The following is a 26,655-nucleotide window of genomic DNA, read 5'->3' as shown; positions in this document are numbered from 1 at the left end:
GTCAAGAAAATCAGAATACTCAAGAATGGGAGAAAGGCCGTGTCATTCTTCAAGTACGGCCTGGACTACATCGCCGAGTGCATAATGAACCCTAATCATATACCTAAATTCGACATCTTTCAAATTTTGTCATGTACTTAGCTCCAGCTTATAAAACATATATAGCGTTCGGAATTGTTGGTGGTGTTACATTTGGTTCAGGATTAATGATTGGATTAACAGGAGAAGAGAAAATCGGAAAAGTTGCAGAAGAATACAACAAAAATCATAGCAATGCCTATTCGCTCAACATTTCCCCATCATTGATGAGATGCGAAACGCCACAATCGCAAGGCAATTACGGATTGGGATTAACTTTTAATATGAATTTCTAACAAAAACCGATGTGTCCTCTCAGTTCTTTCGGATTTGCAATCTGAAAGCCGTGACTATCAGCATTTCCAATTCAAAAATACAAAAGCAGAACGTGTTGCGTCCTGCTTTTGTTCGTTTTACTTTGTAGAGACGCGCCATGGCGCGTCTCTACACCTTTTCATCCCATCAAGACAATCCCTCCAAATTGCCAGTTTCAGTAATGGCTTTCACTTCTTCCATCAAGTCCAGCACCTTTAATTCCCAATAGGCCAAAGGCTTGAGGCTGACAATTCCCATTGGTGATTCTTCCACTTGATTTACCTGTTGAAGACCTTTGATGATATCGTCTTTGGTAAAAGAATATGGGTCTCTTTGCAAGGCCCATTGTATCATTTCCGGCAACGAATATCCTTTCTCATAGTCCGATGGATTTTAGGTTTTCCAAAGCGACCTCATAAAGCATGAAACCTTTGTTGTTCTCCTTGATTCTTTCAAAGGCATCACGGCCATAGAAACGATATAGTTCTTCTATTTCTTCCTTGCTGCCGTATTCCAACACGCGGCGAATAGCCCGATCCTGACATTTCATCCATTCCAGTTTGGACAGATCGACATCCCAAAAGGTGGTTGTGGTGAGAATGTTTAAGTCAGGTTTTGGTTGGTTGTCGGCCAATTGAGCTTGATAAATGTCGTGATTGGCCTGAATCTTATAGAAAAAACCCTGCGAAACGATACCTAAGGCTTGTTCTAGCATGAAAGAATTTTGAGGCGTGAAGCGGCGACGACCCATGATTAAGTCATTGATTCTCTGTGGAATCATTTTGGTTTTCTGAGCCAAGGTGGTTTGAGATATGTGTTCCTGTTGCGCGATTCGGTAAAGAATGGCTCCTGCGGGCACTGATGACATATTCAAATAGGTGTCTGTGTTCATTATTTTTTGATTCTTTCGGGCTGCAAAGATAAACAATTCCCTAATAATAACCATAATTTGGTTATAATGTAAATAAAAATGTAGAGACGCGCCATGGCGCGTCTCTACATGAATCAGAACAGGTTTTCCAAAACCTTATCATCCACCAAATTAGGCAGTGTGACTTTCAGTTTTGGTTCGGCTTCCATAGCACGCTTGATGGCGAAGGTGGCGCCTTCGTTGCGAGCCCAGTTGCGGCGTGCGATGCCGTTGTTGACATCCCAATGCAGCATGTTGCGCAAACGGCGGTCGGCATCGGCAGTGCCATCGAGCACCATGCCGAAACCGCCATTGATGACTTCGCCCCAGCCAACGCCACCGCCATTGTGGATGCTCACCCAGGTAGCGCCACGGAATCCGTCGCCGATGACGTTTTGGATGGCCATGTCAGCAGTGCGGTTCGATCCGTCGTAGATGTTGGAAGTCTCACGGAATGGCGAGTCGGTGCCCGAAACGTCGTGGTGGTCACGGCCAAGGACTACAGGTCCGCTCAAACGTCCATCAGCGATGGCTTTGTTGAATTCGGCAGCAATCTTGGTGCGGCCTTCGCAGTCAGCGTAGAGGATACGGGCTTGCGAACCGACAACCAAATGGTTTTCTTGTGCGCCACGAATCCACTGGATGTTGTCGCGCATCTGTTGGCGAATTTCTTCTGGAGCGGTCTTGGCAATCTCTTCCAGCACTTGGCAAGCGATGTCGTCGGTGACAGCCAAATCTTCAGGCTTGCCCGAAGCGCAGACCCAACGGAATGGACCAAAACCATAGTCGAAGCACATCGGCCCCATGATGTCCTGAACGTAAGAAGGATAACGGAAAGTGCCGTCGGCTTTCATAATGTCGGCACCAGCACGGCTGCTTTGCAGCAGGAAAGCGTTGCCGTAGTCGAAGAAATACATGCCCTTGGCAGTCAGCTTGTTGATGGCAGCCACATGACGACGCAACGAAGCCTGAACCTTTTCCTTGAACAGCTCTGGATTATCGGCCATCATGGTCTTCGATTCTTCAAACGACTGGCCGACAGGGTAGTAACCGCCAGCCCAAGGATTGTGCAATGAGGTCTGGTCGGAACCTAAATCGACGTGGATGTCGTGTTCGGCAGCATATTCCCAAAGGTCAACCACATTGCCTTGGTAAGCATAGCTGCGGGCTTCCTTCTTGGCGATGCTTTCGTTGACGCGCTTGAAGAGTTCTTCTATGTTCTCGTGCACTTCATCGACCCAGCCTTGTTCGTAACGCTTCATGGTAGCAGCAGGGTTGATTTCGGCGGTGATGCTCACCACGCCAGCGATGTTGCCAGCCTTGGGCTGAGCGCCACTCATGCCACCCAAACCAGCAGTGATGAACAGTTTACCGGCAGTGCCGCCACCGAGTTTACGGGCTGCATTGAGCACCGTGATGGTGGTGCCGTGAACGATGCCTTGTGGTCCGATGTACATATAGGAGCCAGCCGTCATCTGTCCGTATTGTGTCACCCCGAGAGCATTGAAACGTTCCCAATCGTCTGGTTTGCTGTAGTTTGGAATCATCATGCCGTTGGTAACGACAACGCGAGGCGCATCCTTGTGGCTTGGGAACAATCCCATCGGATGACCGCTATACATGACCAAAGTCTGGTCGTCTTCCATGTTGGCGAGATACTGCATCACAAGGCGATACTGAGCCCAGTTTTGGAAGATGGCGCCATTGCCACCGTAGATGATCAGCTCGCGCGGATGTTGAGCCACGGCAGGATCCAAGTTGTTCTGAATCATCAGCATGATAGCTGCGGCTTGCTTGCATTTGCAAGGATATTCGTCAATAGGACGGGCATACATCTTATAGGAAGGGCGGAAACGGTACATGTAGATGCGGCCGTATTTTTCCAATTCTTCGGCAAATTCGGGGGCCAGCACAGCGTGGTGCTTGGCAGGAAAATAGCGCAAGGCGTTGCGGATGGCGAGCTTCTTTTCTTCCTTGGTCAGGATGTCCTTGCGTTTCGGGGCATGATTGATATTCTTGTCGTATTCTTTCACTTCCGGCAGTTCATCGGGGATACCAGCCAGAATCTCTTTTTGAAAATCGTTGAGTGCGTTCATATTGTATTATTTAATGATTTAATATTCAAAGATTTAAAGATTAAAAAATTCAAAATTTAATGATTTGAAATCGGGTTTGAATTGCAAAATTACATTTTTTCCTCATTCATTTGAAGATATTTTTGAAATCATTGACAGCAGTTGCGGTGTCCAGTCCGAAAGGAACAAAGGTACATGAAGCACACCTTTTTCATAGCGAAGGTTTTGCATCGAAAATATGATGGACAACGGCGGGCTGAAATGCTTCGCATATACGCTGAGGCTTTTTCCAGAAGTGTTGACCGACGCCTTGACTTCTATCGGAATGACATTCAAGCCCTCTTGCAACAGGAAATCGACTTCCGCTGTTCCGTTTGAAGTCCAATAACGAGGTAAGACCCTGAAGTTTGCGACCAAAGATTGCAAAATGATGTTCTCAGTCAATGCGCCTTTAAATTCCTTGTAAAGCATATTATCAGTCCAGAAAATATCAGGCGGCAATTTAGCCAAACTCCTAAGCAGCCCCACATCGCAAAGATAGATTTTGAATGCCGACAAGTCGTCATACGCACTCAAGGGCAGAGATGGCGTTGAAGAACAGAAAATCTTGTGAATCAAACCTGCCTGTTGCAGCCAAAGCAATCCGTCTTCATACTCTCGTGCTCGCGCTCCTTCTTTCACCACTTTATAGAGGAACTTGCGGTTTTCTTTTGCCAATTGCGACGGAATGGAATGCCACAAATCGGTGATGCGAGGAATGTCTTTTCCAGGCGCATGTCTTGCAAAATCAAGCAAATATGACGACAAAATGTCATTCAGCAAACCTTCGATTTCGTTCATGCCGCGACCTTCCAACAAAGCAGACGCTACGGCCGGCATACCACCACACACCTGAAAGCGCCGGAACGACTCACCGACACGGGTCACAATAAATTCAGGAAGCGGATCAAAACTCTCCAAAGCATCAAGATAACGGCAAGCAGAAGGATTATCGGCAAGCAGAAACTCCCTGAATGTCAAAGGATGCATGGGCAGGAACTGAACCTTTCCGACGGGAAACGAATCGCCCTTCGACAAAGAAACGCCCAACAAGGAGCCTGCCGCCATGATATGATATTCAGGAGCAGTTTCGCAAAAATACTTCAAACTGTTCAAGGCCTTATTACACTGCTGAATTTCATCAAATATAACAAGGGTGTCACCCGGCACAATTTCCTGATTGGCATAAAGTTGCAACACATCCAAAATACGGCGAGGGTCTTTCGTTTTTTCAAATTCACGTCCCAAATCTTCGGAAGACTCAAAATTAAAATAGGCTGTATGCCTGTAATGCAATTCTCCGAATCTTTTCATTGCCCAAGTCTTCCCTATCTGACGCGCCCCTTCTACGATTAAGGGCTTCCTGTCAGCACTGTTTTTCCATTTTAGGAAATCTTCAAAAACAGATCTCGTCAGTTCCATATCACATTTTTCCAACTAATTTTGTGCAAAAATACACATTTTTCCAACATGTTATGTGCAAAATCTCACATTTTTCTAAGATGAAAGTTTTTCGGTATACATTTCTCTTTCCAAAAAATCAGTTTTTAAGTAACTATTCAAAATTAAACCACATTATAAAGGACAAGGGATTTCGAGACTACGAGGCTTCGGGATGCCGGAATGCCTCGTAATCTCGCATTCCCGCGACCTCTATGCCTCGTTTTCAATATGTAAACTAATTTTGATCACCTACTTAACAATAAACACCATCATATTTCGTTTCACTTCATAAAATTTCCTATTTTTGCAATTTGTTTCCGTAGAAGAATGAAAGTGAAAGACATCATAACAAGATTCGGTCTCCTTTGGGTTGCCTTAGTGTTTTCGGCAAGCCTGAAGGCTCAAGACCCATGCACCATAACGTGCAACGCCGAAATGCCGATTTGCAGCGAAACGCCCGTTACGCTCAGCGTGATGCAGGATACCACATACGCATATTATTGGACTCCCGGAGGCGAGACCGTTGCAACAATCACCGTAAGGCCTTTTGAAACTACGACTTATAGCGTTGAAATACGCAACAAGCATACGCTGGAACTGATTTGCGAATCGGAACCTTTCACGGTTGAGGTGAAGCCTCGTTTCCAGATACATTTCAGTCAAATCCTGAAAACCTGCAGCAATGCCGAGGAAGACAACGGACGGACAGCCCAAGTGCTTGCGTATGCCGATGGTTCGGTTGCGCCTTACACCTACGAATGGCAAAACATCAGCCCGTTACACATCGCCCCAGGCTGCGATTCGCTGGCCATCGGCCTGGAGGCTTACAAATATTACAAAATCAAAGTCACGGATGGACGCGGCTGCCCGCAAACCGACAGCACCCTCACCAAAGCCTACCCGAACCCGATTGTCGAAATCACGGCTGACCCAGGCGACACGGTTTACATACAAAACCCTCACGTCACCTATTCCTTTGAAAACAAATCGATTGATTCCATCGCCATTTCCAATTTCTATTGGATTCTGAACGCGCAATATGGCCTCAATTCCCACGAAGAAGAGCCGCGTTTCACCTACGTTGAAGCTGGCGATTTCACTACGGAGCTGAAAGTCTATAATCCGCAAGGCTGCGACACCTCTTATTATAAGACCATCAAGGTGAACCCCGTGAAACTGAAAGTGCCAAGCGTCTTCACGCCAAACGGCGACGGCATCAACGACTACTTCATCATTTCCATTGACGAAGCTGGCGGCAACATCGACAATGGCGGTTCGGGCAGCGGAACAAGAGGCGACACTGAACCCGAAACCCAATACGAGTACGAAAACTACGAGCCTTTGAGCAGTTATTACGAATCATCGGAACTGGTCATTTTCAACCGTTGGGGACGCATCGTCTATCAATCAAAAGATTATCAGAACGATTGGGACGGCGGCAACCTTCCTGATGCCACCTATTTCTATGTGCTGAAATGCCATGGCCTGAAACAGGATGCCAAATACCAAGGCTCGATAATGATTTTCAGAGGCAGTAAATAAACAGAAACTACAAGAAAATGAAACACCTATTTCCTATCGTATTACTAGCATTAGGTATGATGACCAGTTGCGGCGGCAACAACAGCGACAAACTTTCAACCGAGCTGGTCAACAACCCAAAGTCGGCCGAACAGCATTCAGGCAAAGAAGCTGTCATCACCTTCGACAAGATGGAGCACGAATTTGGCAGAATCCTTCAAGGCGAAGTGGTCACTTATTCGTTCCATTTCACCAACACGGGTAACGCCCCATTACTCATAACAAATGTCAATACGAGCTGCGGTTGCACCGTCGGTGATTTTCCTCGCGAACCTATCAAACCTGGCCAAGACGGATTCATCAAAGCCACTTACGACAGCAAAGGCCACCACGGATTCCAGTCAAGGACTTTATCTGTAAATACAAACACCAACCCGTCGGTAACCGTTCTCCGTTTCAAAGCAGACGTGATGACACCGGATGAGTTTTAATTTTTTGGGTTATCAGTTTTCGGTTTTCAGTTATCAGTTATCGGTTTACAGTTTTCAAAAGTTCAAATCTTTAAATCTTTAAATTTTAAATCTTAAATCTTAAATCCTTAAATATCAAATCAATCATGAATCTTATCACAATTTTGTTACAAGCAGCACAACAGCCAAAAGGTGGAACATTGGGCACATTACTGCCATTACTTTTACTCATCGTCGTTTTCTGGCTGTTCTTCATCCGTCCACAGTCGAAAAAGGCCAAGGAAGAACAGAAATTCCGCGATGAACTGAAAAAAGGCGACAAGGTTGTCACCATCGGTGGTTTCCACGGAAAAATCGCTGAAGTGAAAGAACACACCGTGGTTCTTTCATTGGCTCCAGACACCGAAGTTGAAATCGAAAAGAGTGCCATCGTAAAGGACAGCAGCCGCGTCGGCCAAGCATAAAACCATTACATGTGGAACAACTGTCGGCCATGAATCTTCGTGGCTGGCAGTTTTTAATTTATTACGGAAATGAATGCTAAGGTCAAGCGGAAATCACTGACATTCTTTGTGTTTCTCGCCATTTCAACGGCTTTGTGGTTGCTCATCAAGTTGTCGCAAGATTACACTACGCAATCGTCTTTCTCTTTGCAAATCGAGGACGTTCCATGCGACAAGTGGATTTCAACGCCTACGCAAAATGTGAAATTCGCCTTTGAAGCCGATGGCTTCATCACCTTGGCGCACAACCTCATCAGGGAACAGAAACGCGCAGTCAGCATTTCACTCAATGATGTCCCCTATCGGCAAGAAAGTGACATAACTTTTTCATTCAGCAGCAATTATGTTGCCGAGCGTCTTGCCGAGCGTTTAGGCATCGGCGTCACAGACATCACCATGAACGATGCGACTGTCTATTTCAACATGGAAAACCTGAAATCGAAAGTCGTCCCTGTCACTTTGAAAGACGACTTGCACCTGCAAAGGCAATACGACCGTTACGGATTGCCTATCATTACGCCGGCAAGTGTAACGATTTACGGAACAGAAGAAACCTTGGCTGATATTCACAGCATTGAAACACAGCTTCTTACGAAAGACAATCTCAGCCAAAGCTTTTCAGAAATGGTACCGCTTAACCTTCTTGGCGGAAACATCCAATGCAATGTCGAAGAAGTTGAAGTCAAGATTGATATTGAGAAATACACCGAAATCGACCTTGACGTTCCCATCAAGCCGATTGACAGCCTTGAAATCCGTTTCATTCCTTCATCGGTTCAAGTGAAATGCCTTGTAGCCATTAAAGACTACGCGAAGACAAACGCCGAAGCGTTTTCAGCCATCATAGATTCAGCCGATTTCGCCAACCGCAACCCTCTGTTGCATGTGTCGCTTCAATCACCAAGCAACCTGCAAGTGCTTGGCTTTGCGCCTGACCGTGTTGAATACATCATCATCAGCAATGAAAAAGATTGGAATAACCGGTAACATTGGCTGCGGGAAATCGTGGATTTGCGCCTTGTTTGAAGCAAAAGGCATTCCCGTGTTTTATTCCGATTACGAGGCGAAGCAGCTTTACTATCGCAACGAAATCAGAGCCATTATGAAAGCCCGTTTCGGAAAAGAAATCTACCTTCCCGACGGAATCCTCGACAAAGCCCGACTTTCAAAGCTCATTTTCAACGATAAGGAATCGCGCCTTTTCGTTGAAAGAACCTTATATCCCACTTTAAACCAATATTTTGCAGAATGGGCGGAACAACAAGAGGCTCCTTACGTCTTGTATGAATCCGCCATCATTTTCGAGAAACACATTGAACAGCTTTTCGATGCCGTCATCATGGCTTCGGCCTCCGAAAACACACGCCTTCGCCGCGTTGTGGCACGCGACCATTGCACGCCCGAAGATGCTCATATCCGCATGGAAACGCAATGGAACGAGGACAAAAAGCGACGCCTCGCCGATTTCATCATTTATCACGAAAACGATGATGAAGATGATTTTCTGCGCCAGCAAATTGAGGTAATTGACAAAGCATTGAAGTGTCTTTGATTGGCACAAAAAAGGCGCGGCTTTCAGCCACGCCCATGAAAAATGCAAAAATATGAAAAAACTCTTTTATTTCTTTACGATGAACTTTTCTGTTCTGACAACCTGACCATTGACCTTGAGGTTGCAGAAATAAATGCCTTCGTTCAAGTCAGCGACTGAAAGAACGACTTGGTCGTTTTCAACATCCTGAGTCAGAACTTCCTGACCAAGGAGATTGTAAAGGGCGACAGAAGCAAGGCCTTCGCAGTTGACATTGAAACGGACGACCGATGAAGCCGGGTTTGGATAGGCTTGGCTCATGCTCACCTGATTTTCAGCAACTGATGTAATATCCGATTCAAACTTGACAATAATGCTGACCTTGTCGTCTTCATTTCTTTCATTGTATGCCGTATATTTTATGACCACAACGCCTTGCAACCACTGAGCAGGATCCATAGTCCATTCTGGATCGAAACTGACATGGATGGCGAAATCTTCTTCACCTGAAACAGCACCTGCTTCCATTGGCACAGGCTGGCTAACATAAACTTCTGGAGAAAGGCAAAGACCCCAGCAGAAATAATTCATTGTGCCTTCAAGAACCTCCACTTCCTCTTTCTTGACAACAACATTGATGGCTTCGCTCGAATTGTTGCGGATCTGGAAATGCTGAATCATTTCATCGAAAACAAGATTTGGTTCGTTGCAAAGGACTTCATCGCCATCAGCATAAACATGACCATTAAGTTCAAACTGAAGCGATTGTGCTGATACAAAGCCAAATATGGCAAGCAGCACCAAGGTAAGTAAAGATTTTCTAATCATAGTATTAGTGTTTTAATTGTTAATTATCTGACTGCAAAAATGCAAAAATTTTGCCAATTTGCAATACAAAATCAATCATTTTGCAAAAAATTGTATTTTTGGCGATAGAAAACACAACTAAACACTTTAATACAATGAAAAATCTGCACTATGTTTTCGCATCGCTTTTGATGCTCATCGCGCTGAATGTCAGCGCACAAAACCAGAGAGCCTTGATGTTTGAATGTTTCACCAACACGGGTTGCGCGCCTTGCGCATCGCAAAATCCAGCCTTGGATGCTCTCATCGACGCCAATGGCGACCGCGTGGTTGCCATCAAATACCACATGAGCTGGCCGGGTGCCAACGACCCCATGTATCTGCACAACACACAAGACAACGACTCACGCAAAAGCTTTTACAGTGTAAATGCCGTTCCTCACACCGTTGTCGACGGCACACGTTTCGCCAACGTTCCAAGCGGACTTAACCAAAACATGGTGAACCAATGGCTTGCCATTGAGTCGCCTTTTGAAATGCGCATGACCCACCAGCTGAATGCCACGCAAGACACCATCACGGTTTTTGTCATGGCAAAAGCATCAGCCGATGTCAGCGGCAGTCTGAAACTCATGGTTGGCGTGATTGAAAAGGAAATCCATTTCACCAGCGCACCTGGCAGCAACGGCGAGCGCGATTTCTACAGCGTAATGAAGAAACTTTTGCCATCATCTTCAGGAACCAGTCTGGGCAATATGACTGCCGGCGACTATGTCAGTTTCTCATTCAAATGGGCTTTGGCAAACGTCTACAGCATTGACCAACTCTCAGCCGTAGCATGGATTCAGGACGGCACGACAAAGGAAGTGTTCCAAGCCTGCAAGTCGACCGACAGTTTCACTCCTTTTTATAATAACGATGCTGCAATGACCAATGTCAGCAATGTGAAAGACATGATTTGCAGCGGCATAGCCGAACCTAAGGCCGTCATCACTAACTTTGGCACCAACACCATCACCACCGCCGACATCGAAGTGCTGGTCAACGACGAGATTGTCAAGACTTTGACATGGGAAGGCAACCTGACAAGTTTTGCATCAGCCACCATCAACATGGATGAAATCACATTCCCTGTCGAATCGGATAACGTTCTCAAAATCCAAGTCACCAACATCAACGGCAACGAAGACGAAGGCGAAGGCAACAATGCAGCCACCTTCAGTTTCGACGGTTCACCGGACAACACGGGAAAGACCATAAAACTCACCATCCGCACCGACAACAACCCACAGGAAACCACTTGGAAAATCACAAACTTAGACTCCGATGAAGTAGTTTTGGAAGGCGGTCCTTACGAAGAACCTAACAAAATGATCACCGAGACCCTCATCATCCCTAGTGATGGCTGCTACGATTTCACCATTTACGATGCCGGCGGCGACGGTCTCACCGATGGCACCGGACTTTACGGCATGAAAGCCGGTAGCACCACGCTTTTCTCAGGGAGTGATTTCGCTTACAGCGAAAGCAATGAATTCAGTTATGAAGTCACAGCCGATGTGAATGAAAATCAGGAGGTAACAAGCATCTATCCAAACCCGACAAGCGGAACAATCAACATCGTTGAATCGGGCGAAAACACAGTCCACGTCTTCAACATGGCCGGACAATGCATCTACGAAACCGTCATCAACGGTTATGGCAAAATCGACATGAGCAACTTCGGCAAAGGTGTCTACGCCATTATGATTGGTGAAAAAGCACAGCGCGTAGTTGTCGAATGACACTAAAAATCATGCACATAGAGCGAACCGACTCTACCAACGCCTATTTGCAGCGTTTGCAGGCGACGACCGACATCAGCGGATGCGCGGTCGTCGCCTACAGACAAACTGTGGGCAAAGGCATGGGCAGCAACACCTGGGAAAGTGCCGAAGGCCAGAACCTTACCTTTTCCATTGCCTTCGACATGAGTTTCCTGCCGGCTGCCATGCAGTTTCAGCTTTCCAAAGCCGTGCCGCTCGGCATCCTCAAGGCTTTGAAAGAAGCAGTACCCGAAAAAACATTTGAAATCAAATGGCCTAACGACATTTATTGCGAGAACCGTAAAATCGGCGGCATTCTCATCAACAGCACCATTAAAGGCACGATGATGGATGTCTCCATTATCGGCATTGGACTAAACGTCAACCAATTGGAATTTCAGGATTGGCCGACAAATCCCGCCTCGCTACGCAATTTGACAGGAAAAACATACGATTTGGAGCCTATGCTTCTTTCCATTTGCCAGCATTTGGAAGAAGAAAGGAAAAGAATAAGACACTGTTGCGAAGTAAACGATTTCTCTACGATAAACGAAGATTATCTAAACCACCTTTTCCGTTACCACACTTGGGCGGAATATGAAACAGCAGGCAACCGAAAACAACTTTTCATGGAAGGCATAGACAATTTCGGACGACTTCAGCTTTCCAACGAAAACGGGGAAATCTCTGTTTTCGACATTAAGGAAATCAAGTTCATAATCTGACGAGCAAGCCCCATCACTCACTCAATCACACATTCCTCGATACGGCATTGATGCTCCTTGGTGTCAGCATCATAGTTGATGCCAACAAAGAGCAGGTCGCCTCGATAGTGTTCCAGCAGGTCGTCGTATTTCTTTTCCTTGATCTGCTTAATGGCCGATTCTGCCGACTTATTGTTTTTCAATTCGATGATTATCGCCGGAATGTTCGGAACGTATGGAATCAAGGCGAGGTCGGCATAGCCTTTGCCAGTCGGCAGCTCCTTGATGACCGTGTATTTCAAGTTGGCATAGAAATAGGCCAGTCCGATGGCACTCTGGAATGATGCTTCATTGTTGTAAGTCAGCGGATTGGTGGCGCGGATATGGGCTTCAGTCAAAGCGGCGGCAACGGCTGCCTCATCTTTATTAATCGTAGCCTCCAAAAGTGCTTTTGAATCATTCACCAGCTTGATGATTGGCTGATAATCCTGCTCGTACTGGACAGAAATTAACCACTGCTTGCGGATTTCCTCATTGGGTATATAACAAAACTGATTTTCTCTGTCATAGGCCAGATAACCCAAATGAATCAAATAGGTGAACACGTCATCCTTGCCATGGAAGTCCGTCATCGTGTTCAGATAGGAATCCACCTCGACATAGACTTTCCCTCCGCCCATCATCTTCACCACATCGTCCCTCATACCGCTGAAATTCATCAAAATATAGAGTTTCAAGGCCTCGTAGGAGCCAGTCTGTGTCCAATAGCTGCCGTATTCGCGGTTCATCATAGCACTCACCACCGAGCGCGGACTGAAGACCTCCTTCACCGTCTTCAGGTCGTAGCCATCGTACCAACGGCGGCATTCCTCATAGTCCATGCCGTACTGTTCGCAAAGGCCTTTCGTCTCTTCAGCCGTGAAGCCCACAAACTCCGCTAGATTCATTGGGTTCGTCATCGAATATTCGTCAAAAAGGTTGAGCTTCGACTGTATCTTGTCGCGCACAATGGGCAGGATGCCCGTCAGGTAAGCCAGCGATATGGCAGGACTTAGCGTCGAGTTCTTGAACATGGCGTTCAAGAATTGCAGGTATTTGTCAAACAAGTCCTGCGGCACCTTTTCGCGGACAAGAACATCGTATTCATCGATGATGACGACAAAAGTCTCCGCTTCCTCAGCATAAACTTCCAGCATACAGTCGGCAAACGAGCGGCAATCGGAAAAGTCAATATTTGGAAAAGCCTTGAAGAAATCCTTCATAACCTTCTTCTGCATCACCTGAAGGAAGTCGTCATGGTTCGACATATACTCTGCATTCATGTCTATCTTTATCACGTTCAGCTTGTTGAGATAATCCTCAAAGCTCCTGTCTTGCGCGATTTTCAGATCCTTGAACAAACCCCTTGAATCGCAGCCTTTTGAATAATATGCCGAAATCATGTTGCCAGCCATGCTTTTTCCGAAACGGCGCGGACGGGAAATGCATAGGAAACAGTTCTCTGTATCAACAAGTTTGTTCAGTTCGGCAATCATCATCGATTTATCGATAAAGATTTCTGATTTTCTGGCTCGCTGTAGCAGCGCGTTGTTCGGATTCAAATAGAGGCCCATGACTTTTTCTGTTTTTCAGACTGCAAAAATAGCAAAATTGCGGTTGGAGATAAGAAAACAAGATAAAAATCACAATCTTTGCATCATCTCATTCACAAGATTTTGCAATGGCTTTTTCGCAAGCATGGCCATCATTGGGTTGCTCAAATCGGCATCGATGGCAATCTGAATCTCACAGGCATTTTCATTTTTCGAGACAAACAGAAACTGCAAGCCAAAATCGAAAGGCATTTTGCCATCGGGCAAATAAGTCAGTTTTGAATAAGGCGATTTCTCCCCTATTTTCAGTTTCACATGCCCCATGCCTTTGATAAGGAAACAGCACCAGTCCTCACCCGATTCCCAATCCGTGATTTGCTCCGGCATCAGGCTTTTCAAGTTGTCGGGTTCAGCGTAAAAAAGAAAAGCCTGTTCCACCGATAGCGCAACAGGCTTATATGTACTTTGAAACAACATACTAATGTAGGGTTGGGTTATGGATGATGGGTAAAAATCAGAAACCCATAATCCATAACCAGATAATCATTCACCAAATTTGTCGCTCCAGGCTTGCTGGTCGAGACGCCATTCCTTCAACGACTTGAGGTCGTCTTCGGTGACATAACCTTCTTCAACAGCCTTTGCAATCAAGGTTTCGTAATTCGACAAAGTGAAGAGCGTGCAGTTCTTTGCAGCGAAATTATCGGCCGCCACCTGCATCTGGTAGGTGAAAATGGCCACCATGCCTTTGACATCGGCACCGGCTTCACGCAAAGCATCGACAGCCAAAAGGCTTGACTTGCCCGTCGAAACGAGGTCTTCGACCACGATGACCGACTGGCCAGGTTCGATGACACCCTCAATCTGGTTGTTCATGCCATGCGACTTCTTTTCGGAACGGACATAAACGAATGGAATGCCCAATTCCTGAGCCACCAAAGCGCCCTGAGGAATGCCACCCGTAGCCACGCCTGCAATGACATCAGGCTTGCCGTACTGCTTCAGAATCAGCTCGACAAACTGCTGACGGATATAAGTTCTGACGGCCGGATATGACAAAGTCACGCGGTTGTCGCAATAGATAGGGCTTTTCAGTCCCGATGCCCATGTGAAAGGCGCTTTCGGACTGAGTTTCACGGCTTTGACCTGCAAAAGATGCTGAGCCAATGTCAATGCTGATTCATCGTAAACCATAAAAGTGTATTTTTGTGCGTTAAAACGATTGCAAATGTACATAATTTTTCAAGAAAACAGGGCATTGATTTTCCCAAAAATCGATGCAAATCAAATAAAATTCACTCCAAACGACAATAAATGTGAGTCTTACGATGCGCAACTTTTATGCGAATTTTTATCGGAATGGCTTTGCGACAGCGAACAGACCGACACCATCATTCAAGACATAGCACCCGAAGATGTCAGTTCCGCCTTGCAGCAGATGTTCAAATTGGCTCCTGCGGCAGGCGGCATCGTCACCAGCGAAGGCCGTTTTGTGATGATTGAGCGCAAAGGCATTCCCGATTTGCCAAAAGGGCACATCGAGGCAGACGAAGGCCCCAAAACGGCAGCCATGCGCGAGGTGGAAGAGGAAACCGGCATCGGCAACCTTGAAATCGTGAGAGAATTGCCGTCGACTTGGCACGTTTACCTGCGCAATGAGGTTTGGGAACTGAAACAAACCTATTGGTACGAAATGCGCAGCAACAGCCTGAACAGCACCAAACCACAGACCGAAGAAGGCATCACGGCTGTGAAATGGGTCGGGAAAGACGATATTGAAGGCTTTTTGAGCCAAACATTCCGCTCCATCAGTGAAATTCTCGGAAAAGAATTATGCCATCTCGCCACGAAATGATACCTTTGCAGCAAATTTCAAATCTATGAAAAGAATTGGAGTATTTCCAGGTTCATTCGACCCCATCACTTTAGGCCACCGCTCCATCGTTCTGAGAGCCTTGCCTCTGTTTGACGAACTTTACGTTGCCGTCGGTGTCAACTGCGAAAAACGCAGCACCTTCCCATTGGAAGACCGCATCAACTGGATTAAGGACATTTTCAAGGATTATCCTCAGGTGAAAGTCGAGGCCTACGAAGGCCTGACCGCCGATTTCTGTAAGAAAGTCGGAGCCAAATTCATCGTGCGCGGCTTGCGTTGCGGCAGCGATTTCGAATACGAAAACATGATTGGCCATGCCAACAAGCGTCTTCATCCCGAACTGGAAACCATTTTCCTGCTCACCGAAAGCGAACTGGTAGGCGTCTCGTCGAGCGTTGTCCGCGACATTTTCAAGAATGGCGGCGATGTATCGCGTTTCGTGCCTGAAGAAGTCAAGCTGAAATAATGCCTCTGATTAGGTACGGATTCTTTCGGATTGTTTTTGAACCGCTGATTTAGTGGATTTAACGGATTATATTTTTTAAACCGCTGATTACGCGGATTGCGCTGATTTTTAATTATTTACACAGAATAAATTGTAATGCGCGAGCGCATAAATTTCTCGGATTGGCTGGCGCATGATAAAAATTTACTCATAATTTACTCTAAAATTTACTCCAAATTTACTTTCTCCCGCCTTGGCGGAACATGATTTTAAAAACCGCAGATTACGCAGATTGCGCTGATTTTTAGATAACTACAGATTTTACGGATTTTTACAGATGAAATTTTGAGTGCGCCCTTTGACAAGCTCAGGGAGCGCAGGGAACAGTGCATGGATTTCACGGATTGGCTGGCCATGAAAAAAGATACGCGCAGTTCCATGAAATAAAAACAAAGTTTCTGCGTTATTTGGGCATGAAACGTATATTTTTCACCTTTTTTATAATGTGCTGTTGCATCGTTTCAATGGCACAGAACGTAACGATTACAGGCCGCACCAATCGGACCGATGCCCTGATTCGTCTTTTCACTTACGAAGAACTGATTACCTCGTCAGGCAAACAGATTGCCACGGCACAATCCGACAGCAAAGGATTTTTCATCATCGAGGGCAATGTGAATCAGATACTTTCGGCACGCCTTTTCGTCGGTTTGGAAAGCGTCGACATGATTTTGTCGCCCAATGCCACCTACGACATCGAAGTGATTGTGCCAGAAAAAAACGACAATGTTTCCTACTTCGACAAGGAACAGCCAACCATACGCATCAAAAAAGCAAGCGACAAAGGTGTATCACATCAGGTTTACCTCTCCGAAGAAATCATAAACGCCTATCTGATAGAGCATTTCAACCAGATTTACCGTGGCCGTCAGACGCGCTACCTCGATTCGATTCAAGCCACCATCAGCCAAGAAATGCCCGACATCAAGGCCGATTTCGTCAGGAATTACATTCAGTATAAGTTGGCTTCCATCCGTCTGGCCATCAACACCGATGGCGGCAAGAAAGTCATCAAGGATTATTTCGACGGCAAACCCGTACTTTACACGCAACCTGCCTATATGGATTTGTTTAAGGAACTGTTCGCCAACTACTTCAACAAGTCGCAGTACGACAATCATGCCTTAAACGAGGCTTTCCTGACAGGTCCGGCCGCTTTCCGCGAATACATCAACACCGACCCGTTCATGAAACGCAATCCACGACTAGCCGAACTCATCACCATTTACGATTTGCAGCAACTCTGCAATGCCGACAGCGAGACCCGACGCTATGCCAAGGCGCATCTGGAACAAATCAGCAAGAACACGAAATGGAGCGAGCACCGCAACATCATCAGCAACATATTCGCCCGCCAAAACCGATTGGCACCTGGCACAGATGCCACCGATTTCAACCTGAAAGACCGAACAGGCAAAAATGTGAAGCTGTCCGATTACAAGAACGACTTGGTGCTGCTGCAATTTGTGGACGGTTTTTCGCCCATCAGCGAGCGGCAGTTCAGCGACTTGCAAGACCTTCACCGCCAATGGCAGGACTCGGTGCAAATCATCACCATCAGCACAAAAGACAAGATGGAAGCCTACAAAAAGCAATTCAATGAGCACCATTATGATTGGCCTCTGCTCAACCTCGGCAACGACATTCTGCTTTTGGAAGCCTACAACGTAAAGACTTTCCCTGAATACATCCTTATCAGGAAAAACACCAAAATCGGTGAAGCCCCTGCCCCATCACCTGGACAACGTTTGGCTGAACGGGTGAAGAAACTCTATGGAAAGTGAGTTGTTTTTCCCACTGAGGACAAATATCCGTGTAATCTGCGGTTTTTCTTGACTCCACGTATCGCGCGTATCTTTTTATCAATTTATCGTCAGCCCATCTGTATCATTTATGCGTAAGGCGCATTTATAATTTCTGTATAATCTGTAATATCTGTAGTTTATTGAAAATCAATATAATCAGTATAATATGCGGTTTTTCTTGACTCTACGTATCACGCGTATCTTTTTATCAATTTATCGTCAGCACATCTATATCATTTATGCGCAAGGCGCATTTATAATTTCTGTATAATCTGTAGTTATCTAAAAATCCGCGTAATCTGCGGTTCCAAAAAATCAAAATCTTGCTGATAATCTTTACTAAAACACAAAGCCCCATCCATTTGGACAGAGCTTTGACTTATATAAAAAAATGAACAAAGAAAAATGCTTATCTGGTCTTCTTGCCCATGTTGTAAGTCAAGTTAAAGCGCAAGGTGTTTTCCAACGGGCTGGTACCTGCTTTTGCTGCGACAGGGATAAGGTAGGAAAGATCCAAGCTGAACACGTTGTATTTCAAGGCTGCACCCAAAGTCACATACTTACGGTTGCCTTTCATGGCTGGTTCGTTAAAGAAACCACCACGCACTGCAAAAGTGTTGTTGTACCAATATTCAATGCCAATGCCTTCATTGATTTCGCATAACTCTTCGTAAGCTACTCCAATCTTATGACCATCTTCACGGTCATAGCCCGGAGCATCATAGAATGACTGAATCATGCCCATGACAACAGAAACATTGTCGTCGTAACCATGAATGACTTCGCCTGTTCCCTGTTCCCTGACAGGAGGTGTAGGCACCAAAAGCTTTGACAGATCGGCTGTGAAAGCCAAGGTGTTGTATTCGTCGAGTTCAAGTTTCAACTGGGCGCCGGCACGCAATGTGGTTGGGATGAAATCCTTCAAGTCGGAATCACCGTTATAGCTGACCTTGCTGCCTATGTTCGTGACAGATACGCCCCACGAGAAATCGGCATCGACAGATGAGAACCATTCGACAGGTCTTTTATAATAAAGGCCGATGTCGGCGGCAACAGACCAACCGACTTGGGCATTGCCATATTCGCTCTGACCCTGTGTCAGATTGGAATAGATGAAACGGCCAGAAACAGCGCCAGAGAGGTAATCGCCCAACATACGGGAATAGGTGACGTCGATAGCCCATTCGTTAGGATCGTAAGTGCCTTTGTCATTACCTTGGTCATCCGTGAACTTGATGCTACCGCAATCGAAATAGCGCAAAGTGGCAGCCAAAGCCGAGCGGTCGGTCAGCTTTTTCTGGAAAGCCAAATAGGCCAAGTGCATGTCGGGCACGAGGTTGTGCAGCCAAGGGCTATAGCCAAGGCCAATGCTCAAATCGTCCTCCATATAGACATATTTAGCCGGATTGTAGTGCATGGAATAAACATCGGGGTCGGTTGCCACGCCACAATCACCCATAGCACCGCCACGGGCATCAGGAGCGATGGAAACAAAAGGAACGGCTGTTGTGATCACATTCGGGTGATTGTCCTGTCCCGACAAATTGTGCTGGTTCCAACCATCCTGACCAAAAGAATGAAGTCCACCCAACAATAAGGCTGCTAAAAACAAATTTCTGATTTTCATTTTCTTTTCAAAGATTTATTATTAAACGTGCAAAAATAACGATATTTCAATTTGGATATTGTATTCACTGAAAAATTTTATCGTGTAACAAGCATTTTCTGGTTTACGGAACGATGCCTTCCCTTGGCATCGGTCAAAGTGAGGCGATAGCAATACACGCCGGCACGCAATTGCCCGGATGTGTTCTCGTTCACATTCCAGCGAATCGGCTCCACTTGGTTATCAATGACTTCAACGGTCTGGCTAGAGCTTGAAATCATGCGTCCCAAGACATCGAAGACCTCCAGTTCGACCTTCAAAGGGCCGTCTTCACCATGATGAGTCAAAGTTATCCAAGTCTCTTCGGTGAAAGGATTCGGATAGTTGCGCACTTGGGCAAGGAAAATATTATCTTCGCAAACCGTGAGCCACAGCTCGGCTTCCGACGAGTTATCCTGCGTGTCCCATGCACGCAAGGTAAAGGTATACGTTCCAGGTTCCAAATCCGAAACCGGCACGGCGACACGGCCACGGCGGAAATCATCGAGAACCGGTTCATAGATTTCATTAAGCCGCATATTGCTGAATCCCTGCATATTGCCATTCAAGATAATATCGCGTCCCAAACTGAAATCGTAATGATAAATGCCTTGGGCATCATACAAATCGGCATAAAGCACGCCACGATTCGCCACCGTATCACCGTTTCTGAAACTTGGCGTATTCCAATAGAAATCAATCTTTGGGCCTTCGTTGTCGATGACAACAGACGGGTCGATGCCGCCCAAGGTCAATTCCTCGAAAACGCCCATAGCGTCAACCTTACGGATTGAGTCGTAGGCATAATAGCTGAAACGCGGCTTGCCATCCTGCAAATTGATGTCGCGCGGCACCTGGAAACTGAAACTGAACTTGCCCTGCTTCACCGTTGCCTTTCCCTGATATAACACATCATTGAAAAACGTGAAATTACGCACCGGATTCGTCACAGGGTTGTTGCCCAAAGTCGTAAAGACCGATTCCTTATCAAAGAAACGCAGCTCCACTTCACCATTGAAAGCGGCATCGAGGCTGCCATCGGCTTTCCTGACTTCGCCTTCCACATTGACCATGCTCATGGCATGAAGTGCAATTTCATGGTCAAGATCCTCCCCGTTCATCTTAACCGTCACCACCTTTTCGACAGGCGCAGCGAAACGCAAGGCTGGGTCGCCGAAAAACACATAGCTGATGTTTTTACTTGTGGGATTTGTCGAACTGAAATTGCTGTTGTCGGCCTTGGCTTCCCTCACAATATCGCCGAAACGCGAAGCCTGGCTTCCATCAGGCAAATAAAGTTTTCTCATCAAGGCCTTGGCAATACAAATATTGTTGATGCCATGAGTCGGGCGCACCGTCGTCAGCATGGCGATAGAACCGCCCGTAGGCAAAGTGAACATCAGCTCGCCAGCCGAAGCAAAAGACGGGTCGTCAAACTGACTGAACTCGCAAGTAGCTGTCAGCACAAAAGGCAGACAATCGTAGTTGGTCATGCCTGAAATCTCGGTATTGGTAAAAAACTTTTCCGAAGTCAAGCCTCTAACGCCACCATGACCATGATACTGCATGACTAAGACACCTTTTTCGAAACGGCGCATCAAATCGGCGGTTGCTTCGGGAGAAATCTCACCCGAAGGTGAGCTGATTTGCTGATAAGCATCCAAATACACCTTTTGCGCATTCATCGCATGGCTTTCTTCATCAATGATGTCGTAGCATAGTTCTGCATGTTCGGCATATTCATTATTGTCATCATCGGCAGTGAACAAATGGTTGGTCTTCCACACGCCGTGCGTTGCCGACAAATCAGCATAATGATAGATTTTCTGCAACACGGTTTCGGCTTCCTCAACCGATGCGACCGGCAGACGGCCAATGCCCAAATCGACACGGCCGCCACTATTAACGCCTTCATTATCATCCATCATGGCATAAAAATCGTCGGTGCAGAAACTTGCCGTTTGGCCTAAGGAAGTCTCGGCTTGATAGGGCGGCACATAGTTTTTGCCAAATCCCTTGATGTTGCGAAAATCGTGAGAACCTTTTCCGAAAAGGAGCACATATTTCAATTGCTTTTCGCTACGCAGATACACCATGCGGATGAAATCGCGGATGCCTGAAGGATCAGGCGTTCCGGTGCCAAACTCATTGTAAATCTCATCCAAATCAACCACCGCACTATGCAGATTGTCGTTTTGTTCATGAAAACCGGCCAATGCCTGGGCCTGTTCCCAAAACACTTTTGGTGTAATGATCAGCATATCAGCTTGCGATAAGGCATGAAGATTCTGGTTTGCCACGGGGCTAACCGAAACCACCGGCAAAGCCGCCGACGGATTGAAAACGAAATAACGATGCTCATTCTTGTTTTCGATGCCGAACACGAAATTGTCGGAGCTTAGAATGCCGTCCTGAACGGCCGGACGCATCGGATTGCTGACATCCCAAACCTGAAATTCACGCGACATGTTACGCACCCAGACAGCCGAAACAGAATGACTCAGCTGGTCGGGACGCAAACGGAATGGAAAAAGGTTGCCTGCACGTTTCAGTTCGCGCCAACAACGGAATTCCACATAATCGAGATAAAGCAAATGGCTCTTCATACGCGGCTGGAGCAACATGCTGAAATTCACGGTGTCGCTCTCACTTTGCATCTGTCCCGTGCGGGTCGCATCTCTGCCATAGGAATTTGCATTTTCCGAAATCGCTCCAATGGTTCCATCGGCAATCAGATGATTGTCATTCGCCCAGACATCGTAATAGATAGACCCATTCAAACTGCGCCCCATGACAACCGTCTTATATTCTATCGGTTTGTTTTTGACCAAATTAGGAAAAACGAATTGGATAAATAATGCCGTATCGGTTGAGTTCAGCTGCTCGCCATACCAGTTTCTGCCCGATGAATAAGGTGAAAACAATTCCGCCTCATGCCATGCCAAATCAGGGAAATCGGTGACGACATTCGTCGCGCCCACAACATCAGCCGACGGCTGCAAGGCGACACGAAGCCCCGCCTCGCCACTGTCAGCACAAATATAATAATAGGTGGTGTCGGAATACGGATTCATGAACCTTTCGTATTTCATATTCAGGCCGTCCGAAACTTTCCAGCAGGTAGGCTCCTGACCGTAGAAAAGCACATAATCGTCAGTATCGAAACGACCATCTTCCGCTCCGCTGACAAAGACGGCCATTTCAGTCAAGTCGTCATAACGCGCATCAGAGTTTTTTTCAGGCAAAGCTCCGGCCGGATTGCCAAAAATACGTATCTCATTGGGATTGAGATGCTCCACATCGATATTCATGGATTGGAGTGCCGCATAATCCAACTTATAGATGCCTTCCTGAGTCACACTCATTTTGTGCCAAGTATGCTGGCTCAACACCGATTGACCGGCATGGTCTTGAGCGGATAACACAGAAGGAACAATGACAAAAGCCGCAATGAGAAGCCTACGGCACATATTCCGAATAAATACATTCATTTTCATCTGCAAATCAAAAGTTTAGAAGTTGCCGTTGCCGATTCTCCATTGTCGTTAGTGGCCACAATGTGATAAATGTATATGCCGTTTGACAAAGTCTCGCCATTGGAGTTGCAACCATCCCAACGAATCGGCTCAACGCGAGTTGAAGTGCCCGCAACCTGCCCTGAAAGCTGGCGGACAAGTCGCCCCATCATGTCGTAAATATAAATATGCACATCCATATTGTTGCCTATCTGGTTGTGTTCGAACACGAAACCCGTTGTTTCCGAGAAAGGATTGGGAATGTTATAAAGATTATCAATCCGCATCGTCAGGCTGTTTGCCACGGTGAAATGGATTTCAGCCGTGTTGCTGTTGTTATAGATGTCCCAGACCTTCAAAGTCAAAGTGTAGTCGCCATCAGGCAAATCAAGCATCTTGTAGGTAATGGCGCCTTTACCGGGATTGCCCGATTCGGAGACAAAACAATCGTTGAGGTTATAGGAAAGGTCAGCCGCACCCGTCAGAGTGGCGATAATGTCGTGGCCGATGCCCGAACCCGTAGTATTGATGCCGCTTTCATCTTCGACAAAGGCAATCAAAATCGGATTCTCGCTGGCTAAACTGCCGTCAACGAAATAAATGTCATCAATATGAAGCTCAATAGTAGGCGGTGTTGTGTCCATCGTGGCATCTTCATAGAAACCGCCCACAATGAAGTCTTCACATTTGCCGCTGGCATCAATCTCATTATCAGTTGCGTAATAACTAATCATTCCTTGGCCATAAGAATAGGCGATGTCGCGCGGCACCGTGAAAACGATTTGGAAACGCCCGTTCTCAACCGTCGTCTGACCTTTGAAAAGAACACTGTTGCGCAATTTGAAATTCCTGACAAGTGCATTGTCGCAATGCGCCACAAGCTCAGCCGCTTTATCATAGACCGTAACGTAAACCGTTCCGTTGAATCCTGTAGCGACCTGACCATTAAAATCTTTCACAAAACCTTTTATTTCAACAGGTTGCAAAGCCCTAACCGTATCACTGTAAACGGTAAAATGCTGCCAAACCGTATCGGAGACCCAAATGGAGTCCTGCCATGTTTCAGGGCGCATTCCGTTGATGCTTTCCGTCTCAATCTTCAGTTTCGGGGCTGCAATACGCAAGGCCGGATCGCCGAAAAACACATATCTTTTTTCATTTATGTTGCCTCGTGTTTTCGCCATGCGGTAAACATCGCCTAAGCAAGGGTATTTACCATCTTTAAGTTCAAACAGATGGTTATAGATTCCCTTGTTAAAAGCCTCATTATCACCGCCACCCGTAACCCTCGATGTCGTAAACATGGCAATCATGCCGCCATATTGGTTCAGGAAAGCGTATTCGCCAATGGCAGTGCGATTGTGGTCGTCATAACGGCTCACCTCGCAAGTGCCGGTAATCATCAGCGGATACATCGGGCCGTTGTGCCACGAATCGACATCCTTGCGCTGCAAGATGCGCTCTTCAGCAAATTGCACCTCGCCGCCGTGTCCCGTATAATTCACCACCAACGAACCCTTTTCCATGCGGCTGTTGATAGCCTTGTTGACCGATGGCGCCAAAACGCCATTTGGCGTGTCTTCCTGCTCGTAGGCACCAAGGTAAATCTTGTCGATGACAAAGTTCTCGCCACCAACAGTTTTCAATTGTTGTTCAAAACCCTCGGCATGATCCACGAATTCCCTTTCATCGTCGGTGACAAAAGTCACCACGTTGCGCCAAGGCTGCATGGTGCTTTCGTTCAAGGCAATATATTGCTCGATTTTATCGACCATCTGGGTGGCTTGCTCCAAGGTGGAAACCGGGAAACGGCCCACGCCAATGTCGGCAAGAGAATGGGCGATGTCGCCTTCAGTGTTATCAAAGCAGCCGAAATAATCATCAGTCACAAAACAGTATTGTCCGTTCACCGATGACAAGGTTTCGTAGGCCGGAACGAAACAATGCAGTCCGTCGCGGTTCTTGAAATCGTAGGAAGCATCGCCCAGAAGCAGCAGGTATTTCAATTTTCTGTCGCTGTCAAGATAAAGCATACGGCAAAAATCGCGAATGGCCGAAACATCCATCGCGCCACAACCGAACTCGTTGTAAATCTGCTGAGGCGTGGTGATATAAGTCGCCAATTCAGGGTCTTGCACCTCATGAATAGCCTTGATGCGTTCCGCCTGACTGATGAAATCAGGATAAGTGACGATAAGGTAATCGACATTGCGCACACCATGAAGATTCTGATTTTCAATTTGTCCGAAATCCACCACCGAAAGATAAGACGAACCATCGAAAGCGACAAATTCATTCTCAGCATAGCCGTGTACATTGAAGGAGAAGACATTGCCGTTCAGCTGACCGTTGATTTTAGTCGGCGCAACAGGATTGCTCACATTCCAAACCTGCATCTGCTGAGAGGCATTGCTGACACGGCATTCATACACCTTATTAATATTAGTCATTTCAGGATTGCGGAAAAGCATCTGCTGACCAGAAAACTTCAGGTTTCGCCATGCGTTGACCGCAATGTAATCGACATAGCCGCGAGATGTGGTGTTGGCATTGCCGACATGTTGCAAAGTCACCTTCACTTCATCCTTTGATGGATAGACATTGACATAACCGCTAGCTGTAACAGCAACAGCAACCGTTGAAGTTGGATCAACGGGAGAAAGGCTGTAACTGGCATGTTGGTTACCATCTACAAATACCTTGAAACTCGCCGGAGAAAAGTTTCTGCCCACCAATTCCACATGAAGCAAACACTGACGCGAAGTTACGACATTCGGAAAACTGAAATCGAAATCCTTGCTGACATTGCCATCCATGGCATCGCCATAATAACTGCGGCCCATGTGGTTCAAGTTGACCTCATCAGTTTCATGCACCTTATAATCGAGAAATTCCGCAACCGTTTCAGCAGCTGCCGATGATGGCGCATTTTCGGCGGCGATACGTTTACCTGCGCCTAAATCAGTGGTAATGAATGCGTAGGCATAATCATCATAATAGTTTTGCACATGATCGTAACAGGCATGCGACTGATTGTACTGCCAACGCACAGGACCACGACCGTAAAAAAGAATGAAATCGTTTTTATCGAACTTGCCGTCCGATTCGCCAGAAACGAAAACCGGCAATTCCTGCAAATCGTCGTAACGCGCCTCGCTGTTCAGTTCAGGCAACACGCCGCCGCCGTTATGATAGATGCGGATATTGCGCGGATCAATGCCATCGACATTGATGCCAAAAGCCGCAAGGTCGGAATAGGTAAGTTTGTAAATGCCAGTTTCTTTCAAGCCCATTTTATGCCAATTTCCTGTAGCCAAAACGGATTGTTTAGCATAATTTCCTTGAGCGAAAGCAGCAGAAGAGAAGAATGCTGTCAAAGCCAAAACGCCCAAAATAATCCGAAAAATCCTATTACTCATATTAATAAAAGCCTATTTTTCACGGAACGAAAATACAACCTTTTTATTGTAAATTGACATTTTTTGGCAGAAAAAGTTTTTTTTCAAAGAAAATGTG

General features: G+C 46.3%; 22 protein-coding genes. 11 read left to right on the top strand and 11 right to left on the bottom strand.

Features of this window, described 5'->3' with window-relative positions:
* Nucleotides 1-131 precede the first annotated feature (131 nt).
* The gene (locus AC06MN_RS07910) at nt 132-374 is read left to right on the top strand and encodes a hypothetical protein (protein ID WP_475671820.1); all 243 of its coding nucleotides are present in this window, start codon (nt 132-134) and stop codon (nt 372-374) included.
* A 166-nt stretch (nt 375-540) separates the two neighbouring features.
* Here the strand turns inward: AC06MN_RS07910 and AC06MN_RS07905 are convergent, their stop codons facing one another.
* The 4 genes from AC06MN_RS07905 to AC06MN_RS07890 form a co-directional block, all read right to left on the bottom strand.
* Complete coding sequence (locus tag AC06MN_RS07905; protein ID WP_475671819.1) at nt 541-666, bottom strand: hypothetical protein; 126 nt, start codon at nt 664-666, stop codon at nt 541-543.
* Nucleotides 667-769: 103 nt separating this feature from the next.
* Nucleotides 770-1,285 carry a helix-turn-helix transcriptional regulator gene (locus tag AC06MN_RS07900; protein WP_475671818.1) on the bottom strand — a complete coding sequence of 172 codons (516 nt, stop codon included), beginning with the start codon at nt 1,283-1,285 and terminating at the stop codon, nt 770-772.
* Nucleotides 1,286-1,398: 113 nt separating this feature from the next.
* On the bottom strand, nt 1,399-3,399 hold the full coding sequence (locus AC06MN_RS07895) for a urocanate hydratase (protein ID WP_475671817.1): 2,001 nt from the start codon (nt 3,397-3,399) through the stop codon (nt 1,399-1,401).
* A 102-nt stretch (nt 3,400-3,501) separates the two neighbouring features.
* Nucleotides 3,502-4,839, bottom strand: coding sequence for an ATP-binding protein (locus AC06MN_RS07890; RefSeq protein ID WP_475671816.1), 1,338 nt, complete (start codon nt 4,837-4,839; stop codon nt 3,502-3,504).
* A 354-nt stretch (nt 4,840-5,193) separates the two neighbouring features.
* On the opposite strand from AC06MN_RS07890, the gene AC06MN_RS07885 reads away from it, so the two are divergent.
* From AC06MN_RS07885 to coaE, 5 genes are all read left to right on the top strand, one after another.
* Complete coding sequence (locus tag AC06MN_RS07885) at nt 5,194-6,402, top strand: gliding motility-associated C-terminal domain-containing protein (protein WP_475671815.1); 1,209 nt, start codon at nt 5,194-5,196, stop codon at nt 6,400-6,402.
* A gap of 17 nt (nt 6,403-6,419) precedes the next feature.
* The gene (locus tag AC06MN_RS07880; RefSeq protein WP_475671814.1) at nt 6,420-6,872 is read left to right on the top strand and encodes a DUF1573 domain-containing protein; all 453 of its coding nucleotides are present in this window, start codon (nt 6,420-6,422) and stop codon (nt 6,870-6,872) included.
* Between the two features lie 125 nt (nt 6,873-6,997).
* Nucleotides 6,998-7,315 (top strand): preprotein translocase subunit YajC, encoded by a 318-nt coding sequence (yajC, locus tag AC06MN_RS07875; protein WP_475671813.1) that lies wholly within the window; start codon nt 6,998-7,000, stop codon nt 7,313-7,315.
* A gap of 69 nt (nt 7,316-7,384) precedes the next feature.
* Nucleotides 7,385-8,341: a CdaR family protein gene (locus tag AC06MN_RS07870; protein ID WP_475671812.1), complete on the top strand. Its 957-nt coding sequence runs from the start codon at nt 7,385-7,387 to the stop codon at nt 8,339-8,341.
* Complete coding sequence (gene coaE / locus AC06MN_RS07865; RefSeq protein ID WP_475671811.1) at nt 8,316-8,906, top strand: dephospho-CoA kinase; 591 nt, start codon at nt 8,316-8,318, stop codon at nt 8,904-8,906. Before AC06MN_RS07870 ends, coaE begins: the two co-directional genes overlap by 26 nt.
* A gap of 66 nt (nt 8,907-8,972) precedes the next feature.
* Here the strand turns inward: coaE and AC06MN_RS07860 are convergent, their stop codons facing one another.
* Nucleotides 8,973-9,713: a T9SS type A sorting domain-containing protein gene (locus AC06MN_RS07860; RefSeq protein ID WP_475671810.1), complete on the bottom strand. Its 741-nt coding sequence runs from the start codon at nt 9,711-9,713 to the stop codon at nt 8,973-8,975.
* Nucleotides 9,714-9,847: 134 nt separating this feature from the next.
* Between AC06MN_RS07860 and AC06MN_RS07855 the strand changes: the two genes are divergently transcribed.
* Nucleotides 9,848-11,476: a T9SS type A sorting domain-containing protein gene (locus AC06MN_RS07855; RefSeq protein WP_475671809.1), complete on the top strand. Its 1,629-nt coding sequence runs from the start codon at nt 9,848-9,850 to the stop codon at nt 11,474-11,476.
* Between the two features lie 11 nt (nt 11,477-11,487).
* On the top strand, nt 11,488-12,222 hold the full coding sequence (locus tag AC06MN_RS07850; protein ID WP_475671808.1) for a biotin--[acetyl-CoA-carboxylase] ligase: 735 nt from the start codon (nt 11,488-11,490) through the stop codon (nt 12,220-12,222).
* A 17-nt stretch (nt 12,223-12,239) separates the two neighbouring features.
* On the opposite strand, the gene AC06MN_RS07845 is transcribed toward AC06MN_RS07850, so the two are convergent.
* From AC06MN_RS07845 to pyrE, 3 genes are all read right to left on the bottom strand, one after another.
* The gene (locus AC06MN_RS07845) at nt 12,240-13,814 is read right to left on the bottom strand and encodes an AAA family ATPase (RefSeq protein WP_475671807.1); all 1,575 of its coding nucleotides are present in this window, start codon (nt 13,812-13,814) and stop codon (nt 12,240-12,242) included.
* Between the two features lie 69 nt (nt 13,815-13,883).
* Entirely contained in the window at nt 13,884-14,270 is a 387-nt protein-coding gene (locus AC06MN_RS07840) for a hypothetical protein (protein WP_475671806.1), read from the bottom strand.
* A gap of 66 nt (nt 14,271-14,336) precedes the next feature.
* A complete protein-coding gene (gene pyrE / locus AC06MN_RS07835) occupies nt 14,337-14,987 on the bottom strand; it encodes an orotate phosphoribosyltransferase (RefSeq protein ID WP_475671805.1) in 651 nt (216 codons plus the stop codon).
* Between the two features lie 34 nt (nt 14,988-15,021).
* Here pyrE and AC06MN_RS07830 point away from each other — a divergent pair, with 34 nt between their 5' ends.
* The 3 genes from AC06MN_RS07830 (at nt 15,022) to AC06MN_RS07820 (ending at nt 17,958) form a co-directional block, all read left to right on the top strand.
* Nucleotides 15,022-15,648, top strand: coding sequence for an NUDIX hydrolase (locus AC06MN_RS07830; RefSeq protein WP_475671804.1), 627 nt, complete (start codon nt 15,022-15,024; stop codon nt 15,646-15,648).
* Between the two features lie 25 nt (nt 15,649-15,673).
* Complete coding sequence (gene coaD / locus AC06MN_RS07825) at nt 15,674-16,135, top strand: pantetheine-phosphate adenylyltransferase (RefSeq protein WP_475671803.1); 462 nt, start codon at nt 15,674-15,676, stop codon at nt 16,133-16,135.
* A 503-nt stretch (nt 16,136-16,638) separates the two neighbouring features.
* Nucleotides 16,639-17,958, top strand: a complete 1,320-nt coding sequence (locus tag AC06MN_RS07820) for a peroxiredoxin family protein (RefSeq protein WP_475671802.1) — start codon at nt 16,639-16,641, stop codon at nt 17,956-17,958.
* A 430-nt stretch (nt 17,959-18,388) separates the two neighbouring features.
* Here the strand turns inward: AC06MN_RS07820 and porV are convergent, their stop codons facing one another.
* The 3 genes from porV to porU (AC06MN_RS07805) form a co-directional block, all read right to left on the bottom strand.
* Nucleotides 18,389-19,606 carry a type IX secretion system outer membrane channel protein PorV gene (porV, locus tag AC06MN_RS07815; protein WP_475671801.1) on the bottom strand — a complete coding sequence of 406 codons (1,218 nt, stop codon included), beginning with the start codon at nt 19,604-19,606 and terminating at the stop codon, nt 18,389-18,391.
* A gap of 77 nt (nt 19,607-19,683) precedes the next feature.
* Nucleotides 19,684-23,115, bottom strand: a complete 3,432-nt coding sequence (gene porU, locus AC06MN_RS07810) for a type IX secretion system sortase PorU (RefSeq protein ID WP_475671800.1) — start codon at nt 23,113-23,115, stop codon at nt 19,684-19,686.
* Between the two features lie 2 nt (nt 23,116-23,117).
* Nucleotides 23,118-26,558 carry a type IX secretion system sortase PorU gene (porU, locus tag AC06MN_RS07805; RefSeq protein ID WP_475671799.1) on the bottom strand — a complete coding sequence of 1,147 codons (3,441 nt, stop codon included), beginning with the start codon at nt 26,556-26,558 and terminating at the stop codon, nt 23,118-23,120.
* Nucleotides 26,559-26,655 lie beyond the last annotated feature (97 nt).

Source organism: Candidatus Limimorpha sp., from assembly GCF_056203535.1.
Note: the sequence above shows the minus strand (reverse complement) of the source record. Positions and strands in the feature narration are given on the sequence as shown.